Source organism: Planktothrix sp. (genome assembly GCF_046067725.1).
In the GTDB taxonomy this organism is placed as follows: Bacteria; Cyanobacteriota; Cyanobacteriia; order Cyanobacteriales; family Microcoleaceae; genus Planktothrix.
Genome location: NZ_JBJUDF010000289.1, coordinates 1 through 7,015 on the forward strand (window position 1 = coordinate 1; position 7,015 = coordinate 7,015).

Annotated in this window: 6 protein-coding genes; 5 read left to right on the top strand and 1 reads right to left on the bottom strand. The window is 45.7% G+C overall.

The genetic code is table 11. From position 1 onward, the window contains the following. Window positions 1–430: 430 nt before the first annotated feature. The 5 genes from rpsL (at window position 431) to rpsJ (ending at window position 5,390) form a co-directional block, all read left to right on the top strand. Window positions 431–802 carry a 30S ribosomal protein S12 gene (gene rpsL, locus ACKPEB_RS17955; protein WP_026786431.1) on the top strand — a complete coding sequence of 124 codons (372 nt, stop codon included), beginning with the start codon at window positions 431–433 and terminating at the stop codon, window positions 800–802. Window positions 803–936: 134 nt separating this feature from the next. Beyond that, window positions 937–1,407, top strand: a complete 471-nt coding sequence (rpsG, locus tag ACKPEB_RS17960) for a 30S ribosomal protein S7 (protein ID WP_408966336.1) — start codon at window positions 937–939, stop codon at window positions 1,405–1,407. Between the two features lie 67 nt (window positions 1,408–1,474). Further along, entirely contained in the window at window positions 1,475–3,553 is a 2,079-nt protein-coding gene (fusA, locus tag ACKPEB_RS17965) for an elongation factor G (RefSeq protein WP_408966337.1), read from the top strand. 146 nt (window positions 3,554–3,699) lie between these two features. Beyond that, window positions 3,700–4,929: an elongation factor Tu gene (tuf, locus tag ACKPEB_RS17970; protein WP_408966338.1), complete on the top strand. Its 1,230-nt coding sequence runs from the start codon at window positions 3,700–3,702 to the stop codon at window positions 4,927–4,929. Window positions 4,930–5,081: 152 nt separating this feature from the next. Next, window positions 5,082–5,390, top strand: coding sequence for a 30S ribosomal protein S10 (rpsJ, locus tag ACKPEB_RS17975; protein WP_309236047.1), 309 nt, complete (start codon window positions 5,082–5,084; stop codon window positions 5,388–5,390). A 205-nt stretch (window positions 5,391–5,595) separates the two neighbouring features. Here the strand turns inward: rpsJ and ACKPEB_RS17980 are convergent. After that, window positions 5,596–7,015: SUMF1/EgtB/PvdO family nonheme iron enzyme (locus ACKPEB_RS17980; protein ID WP_408966339.1), on the bottom strand; the 1,420-nt coding region annotated here is incomplete at its 5' end.

A 7,015-nucleotide genomic window follows, 5' to 3' on the forward strand; every position in this document is an offset into this window, starting at 1 on the left:
GAACTTTCGGTTTAGAACCGATTAACGCTTTGGGAGAATTGACCTCTACCTTGACGGGAGCAATCCTTTTCGGGCAAGTCGATTCGTTGAACAAAGAATCTCCCGTCACATCGCTTTGCGATTGACGGTGAGAGTGTCAATATTTTCCCCATTCCCCATTCCCCATTCCCCATTCCCTATTCCCCATTCCCCATTCCCCATTCCCTGTTCCCTGTTCCCTGTTCCCTGTACCCGGTTCCCTGTTCCCTCCTATAGATAAAATCCAGTTTGCCAAAAGTGACTGGATAGGTTATTATGATCTTTTGGGTGTCAACAACTGACCCTACTTTTCTTTTGTAAAGAAAGTCCCGTCCCCTGATGGGGGAGGGATATTTCAGTGGAGATACCTCAAAACTTCAAATTGCCGAATTAATTCAGTATGTCGTAACTCATGCCCACTATCCAGCAACTAATTCGTTCTGCACGGGAACAGACTCAGAAGAAAACAAAATCGCCCGCCCTCAAGAGTTGCCCTCAACGGCGGGGAGTCTGCACACGGGTTTATACAACCACCCCTAAAAAACCTAATTCCGCGCTGCGTAAGGTGGCAAGGGTGCGGCTAACCTCTGGCTATGAAGTGACAGCATATATTCCGGGTATTGGTCACAACTTGCAAGAACACTCCGTAGTAATGATTCGAGGCGGTCGGGTGAAAGATTTGCCTGGAGTTCGATATCACATTATTCGGGGAACATTAGACACGGCGGGAGTCAAAGATCGTCGTCAGGGACGCTCGAAGTATGGTGCTAAACGTCCCAAATAAGAGCTTTGAGTCATGGTCAAGTTGAAAAAAGCAAGGTGCTGTTAAACCCAACTGAGCAGCACCCCATCAGTGACTTGTACTAATCGCCCTTGAAATCTTACTTAAATCATCTATTGTGTTGAGGAAGATACAATATGTCTCGTCGCAGAGTTGTACAAAAGCGTCCAATTCCCCCTGATCCGGTTTATAACAGTCGCTTAGTGAGCATGATGGTTCGTCGCATCATGAAACATGGAAAAAAATCCATTGCTTACCGAATCATTTATCAGGCGCTTAAAACAATTGAAGAAAGAACGGGTTCAGAACCTTTAGAGGTCTTTGAAAAAGCCGTTCGTAATGCTACCCCCCTCGTAGAAGTGAAAGCACGACGAGTTGGCGGTGCAACCTATCAAGTTCCCATGGAAGTTCGCTCTGAACGCGGAACCGCATTAGCCCTACGTTGGTTAATTCAGTATGCCAGAGCCAGAACCGGACGTTCCATGGCCGTGCGATTAGCCAATGAACTGATGGATGCAGCCAACGAAACCGGAAGTGCAGTTCGCAAACGGGAAGAAACCCACCGGATGGCAGAAGCTAACAAAGCCTTTGCTCATTATCGGTACTAAAAATTGGGATAGCAGTGATATCCGTAAACGTATAAAATCTTAATAAAGGTTTAAAAAGGAGGTAGCTGTGGCACGTACCGTCCCGCTTGAGAGAGTACGGAATATTGGTATTGCAGCCCATATCGATGCGGGCAAAACAACCACAACAGAGCGTATTTTATTCTACTCTGGGGTGGTTCATAAAATGGGTGAAGTCCATGAAGGAACCGCAGTAACCGACTGGATGGCTCAAGAGCGGGAGCGTGGAATTACGATCACGGCCGCCGCGATTAGTACCAGTTGGAAAGATCATAAGATCAATATCATTGACACTCCCGGTCACGTGGACTTCACCATTGAAGTCGAACGTTCCATGCGGGTGTTAGACGGTGTGATTGCCGTCTTTTGTTCCGTTGGCGGTGTTCAACCGCAATCCGAAACCGTTTGGAGACAAGCCGAGCGCTATAAAGTCCCTCGGATTGTGTTCGTGAACAAAATGGATCGCACCGGGGCGAATTTCTTCAAAGTTTATGGCCAAATCCGTGATCGCTTAAGAGCGAATGCAGTTCCCATCCAAATTCCCATCGGCAGTGAAGACAACTTCCAAGGATTAGTGGACTTGGTAGAGATGAAAGCTTATCTCTACACCAACGATAAAGGAACGGATGTTCAAGTCACGGATGAGATTCCTGAATCCGTTCAAGATATCGTCGATGAATACCGGGTGAAACTGGTAGAATCCGTTGCAGAAACCGATGATCATCTGATGGAGAAGTACCTGGAAGGGGAAGAACTGACAAACGACGAAATTCGGACTCAGTTACGCCGGGGTACCATTGCTGGGACAATTGTTCCGATGCTGTGTGGTTCTGCCTTCAAAAATAAAGGAGTGCAAAATCTGTTAGATGCGGTGGTTGATTATCTTCCCGCACCCACAGAAATTCCTCCGATTCAGGGAACCTTACCCGATGGTGAAGTCGATGTTCGTTATGCGGATGATGAAGCCCCCTTATCGGCATTAGCCTTTAAGATTATGGCTGATCCCTACGGTCGTTTGACTTTTGTTCGGGTCTATTCTGGGATTCTGCAAAAAGGCAGCTATGTCTTAAACTCCACAAAGAATAAGAAAGAACGGATTTCTCGCTTAATTGTTCTCAAAGCCGATGATCGGATTGAAGTGGACGAACTGCGAGCCGGGGACTTAGGCGCGGCACTTGGATTAAAAGATACCCTGACTGGGGATACTTTATGCGATGATGCTAAACCGATTATTCTGGAGTCACTGTTTATTCCCGAACCCGTGATCTCGGTGGCAGTGGAACCCAAGACAAAACAGGATATGGAAAAACTCTCCAAGGCTCTCCAATCCTTGTCAGAGGAAGATCCAACCTTCCGTGTCTCCGTTGATCCTGAGACGAATCAAACGGTAATTGCGGGGATGGGTGAACTGCATTTAGAAATTCTGGTAGACCGGATGCTGCGGGAGTTCAAAGTCGAGGCGAATGTCGGCGCTCCTCAAGTGGCTTATCGGGAAACCATCCGCAAACCCGTTAACCGAGCCGAAGGCAAGTTCATCCGTCAAAGTGGGGGTAAAGGTCAATACGGCCATGTTGTCATTGATCTTGAACCGGGTGAACCGGGTAGCGGATTTGAATTTGTTTCCAAAATTGTTGGGGGGTCTGTACCCAAAGAGTACATCAACCCAGCCGAACAAGGAATCAAAGAAGCTTGTGAAAGTGGGGTGGTTGCAGGTTATCCCCTCATTGATGTGAAAGCGACTTTGGTGGATGGGTCTTATCACGATGTAGACTCCTCAGAAATGGCCTTCAAAATCGCTGGATCTATGGCACTCAAAGAAGCGGTGAGTAAAGCATCACCCGTGCTATTAGAACCAATGATGAAAGTTGAGGTTGAAGTACCCGAAGACTTCATCGGTAACGTGATTGGAGACCTCAACTCTCGCCGAGGCCAAATCGAGGGTCAAGGAACAGAGCAAGGTATTGCCAAAGTAACCGCTAAGGTTCCCTTAGCCGAGATGTTTGGTTATGCAACGGATATTCGTTCTAAAACCCAAGGTCGAGGCATTTTTACAATGGAATTCAGTCACTATGAGGAAGTTCCTCGGAACGTCGCTGAAACCATTGTTGCCAAGAGCAAAGGCAAGTAAATTGCCGAACTCAATGTGGCTGTTTTAGACAGGTCAGGTTTTGGGTGGGGATCAACGGTTAACCGTTAACCCCTCAAACCTGATCCCTCAAACAAGCCTATGACTCTCAATGATTTTTCTTGAAAACTTTCAATTTGTAACTGAAAATGGCACGCGCAAAATTTGAACGGACAAAACCCCACGTTAACATCGGTACCATCGGCCACGTTGACCACGGTAAAACTACGTTAACGGCTGCAATTACGATGACTCTAGCAGCCCTGGGTCAAGCCCAAGCTAAAAAATACGATGAAATTGATGCTGCGCCCGAAGAGAAAGCACGGGGGATTACCATCAATACGGCTCACGTGGAGTATGAAACCACAGGTCGTCACTATGCTCACGTGGACTGTCCGGGTCACGCCGACTATGTGAAAAACATGATTACCGGTGCCGCCCAGATGGACGGTGCAATTTTAGTGGTGTCTGCGGCTGATGGCCCTATGCCCCAAACCCGTGAACACATCCTGTTAGCCAAACAGGTTGGGGTTCCCAATATCGTTGTGTTCCTGAACAAGGAAGACATGGTGGATGATGCTGAACTGTTAGAACTGGTGGAACTGGAAGTGCGGGAACTGTTAAGCTCCTACGACTTCCCAGGTGATGATATCCCCATTGTGTCTGGATCTGCGAAAGAAGCCTTAGATGCCATGGTTGCTAATGCCAAAACGGCGAAAGGGGATAATCCTTGGGTGGATAAAATCTACAAACTCATGGAAGAAGTCGATGCCTATATCCCCACTCCTGAACGGGATGTGGATAAACCCTTCCTGATGGCGGTTGAAGATGTCTTCTCCATTACCGGACGGGGTACAGTGGCAACGGGCCGGATTGAACGGGGTAAAGTCAAAGTGGGCGATAACGTTGAATTGGTCGGAATTAAACCCACCCGTGCTACCATCGTGACCGGGATTGAAATGTTTAAGAAAAGCCTTGAGGAAGGGATGGCTGGAGACAACGCCGGACTTCTGTTACGGGGTATCCAAAAAACCGATATTGAACGGGGCATGGTGATTGCTAAACCCGGTTCCATTACTCCTCATACTCAGTTTGAAGCAGAAGTTTATGTTTTAAAAGCAGAAGAAGGCGGTCGTAAAACTCCTTTCTTCCCCGGTTATCGTCCCCAGTTCTATGTACGGACAACGGATGTTACCGGAACCATTAAAACATTTACCTCTGATGAAGGTAAAGATGCTGAAATGGTTATGCCCGGAGACCGGATTAAAATGACAGTGGAACTGATTAACCCGATTGCCATTGAACAAGGGATGCGCTTCGCTATCCGTGAAGGCGGTCGTACCGTTGGTGCTGGTGTCGTGTCCAAGATTCTGAAGTAATTCCCTAGAATAAAATCTTGGGATTGATGGTAAGGTTGCAGAAAAATCAAACCGTTTTCTCATTTTTCTGCACCTTCTATCAATCACAAAGAACTCTTTTAAGTTAGATTGATAATCCTGAACCTAGAAAACTCAACCTGAAAATGGCTACTATTCAACAGCAAAAAATTCGGATTCGTCTCAAAGCATTTGATCGCCGTTTATTAGATACCTCCTGCGAGAAAATTGTAGATACCGCTAATCGTACCAGTGCCACTGCAATTGGGCCGATTCCTTTACCCACAAAACGCCGGATTTATTGTTTATTGCGTTCTCCCCACGTTGATAAAGATTCACGGGAACACTTCGAGACTCGTACCCATCGACGCATTATTGATATTTATCAACCATCTTCCAAAACCATTGATGCTCTGATGAAATTAGATTTACCCGCCGGGGTAGATATTGAAGTCAAACTTTAAGCGATAACGCTTTTTAACCTACTCAACCTGACCTTTCAATGGGGACGCATGAGTAGGTTTTCTCTTTAATTAAAATTATTGCGGGTTGACACAATTTTTTGCTCAACAGTATACCTCTGGGGGGACTCAGAAACCGGGTTTCTTCAGCTATCTTTCTGTTATGCAGCAAAGGTTATTACAGAAACCCGGTTTCTCGGTAAAAGGGTTACAGAGTCCACGCAGGAGGAAGGGAAACAACGCGAAACCCGAAGTACCTGTCCCGACTGACCGGCACGCCTCTGCTACGAACGGCACTGCGACAATACCAGGGATCGATGTACCACGAACCTCCGCGTAACACCCGGTATTGAGTATTTCCGTCCGACTCCCAAACGCTACCATCAATAGCTGCGCCATTATAATTTTCATGCCAAGGGTCAGCGCACCATTCCCAAACGTTGCCGTGCATATCGTATAAACCAAAGGCATTCGGGGGAAAACTACCAACATCGGTGGTTTCCCCACAATTATTGTTATAGTTGGCTAAATTGGGTGTAATGGTTTTGCCAAAATGGAAAGGTGTTGTTGTTCCTGCACGACAAGTGTATTCCCATTCCGCCTCAGATGGTAAACGATAGGTTTTGCCTGTTTTTTGGGAAAGTCGCTGACAAAATTCTTGTGCTTCGTGCCAGGTTACACTATCAACGGGTCGATTTGCACCTTTAAAACTAGAAGGATTATTCCCCATAATGGCTTGCCATTGAGCTTGAGTAATGGGATATTTTGCCATAGAAAATGCAGCAATATTAACGGGATGTATGGGTTTTTCAGTGTCATCTTCTGGTGAACCCATCATAAAAGTTCCCCCAGGAATGGATACCATTTCTAAGCTGATATTATTGCCTAAATCTTCTTTAAAAAAATCAGCCCGACGGCGTTCTCGGTGGGTTTCTTTTCCTTCGGCGTTAACAGTAATTACATCAAACTCAAATTCTCTTTCTCGACGGCGTTTTTCATCCAAAACCCCTTGAAAAACATCTCGATTATGGGCAACTCCGGGTAAATTAGGATTGAGGGCGAGACGGGAATTATAATCGGCGATCGCTTTTTCATATTCTCCTAATTTATAATAAGCATTACCGCGATTATTGTAAGCTTCAGCATAATTCGGATTTAATTGCAAGCTTTGGTTATAATCTTCTATTGCCGCTTGATATTGCCCTAATTTACTATACGCTAATCCGCGATTATAATTCGCATCGGGGGAATTAGTTTCTAGTAACAACACTTGGGTAAAATCATCAATTGCGGTAGAATATTCTCCCTGTTGACAATGGTTTTGTCCCCGTTGATAACAGGCTTCAACAATATTAACTCGGTGGGTTTCTCCCAATGTTTCTAACAAGTTATTCACATTTTCAATATAATCTAAATCCTGAGCGGTTACAACAGAATTAACAGCATCCCATAACTGAGATTCTTCAGAAACCCGGTTTCTCAAAGAAACCGGGTTTCTAGGGTTTCTGATTCTCAACCAATATTCAACAGAATTCAACAGTTGTGTTTTCGCCCAAGATTGATTCGGTAAATTGACTAAACCCTGCGCTAATTTTAACATTAATTCAGGAACCCAGTGGGAACGTTCA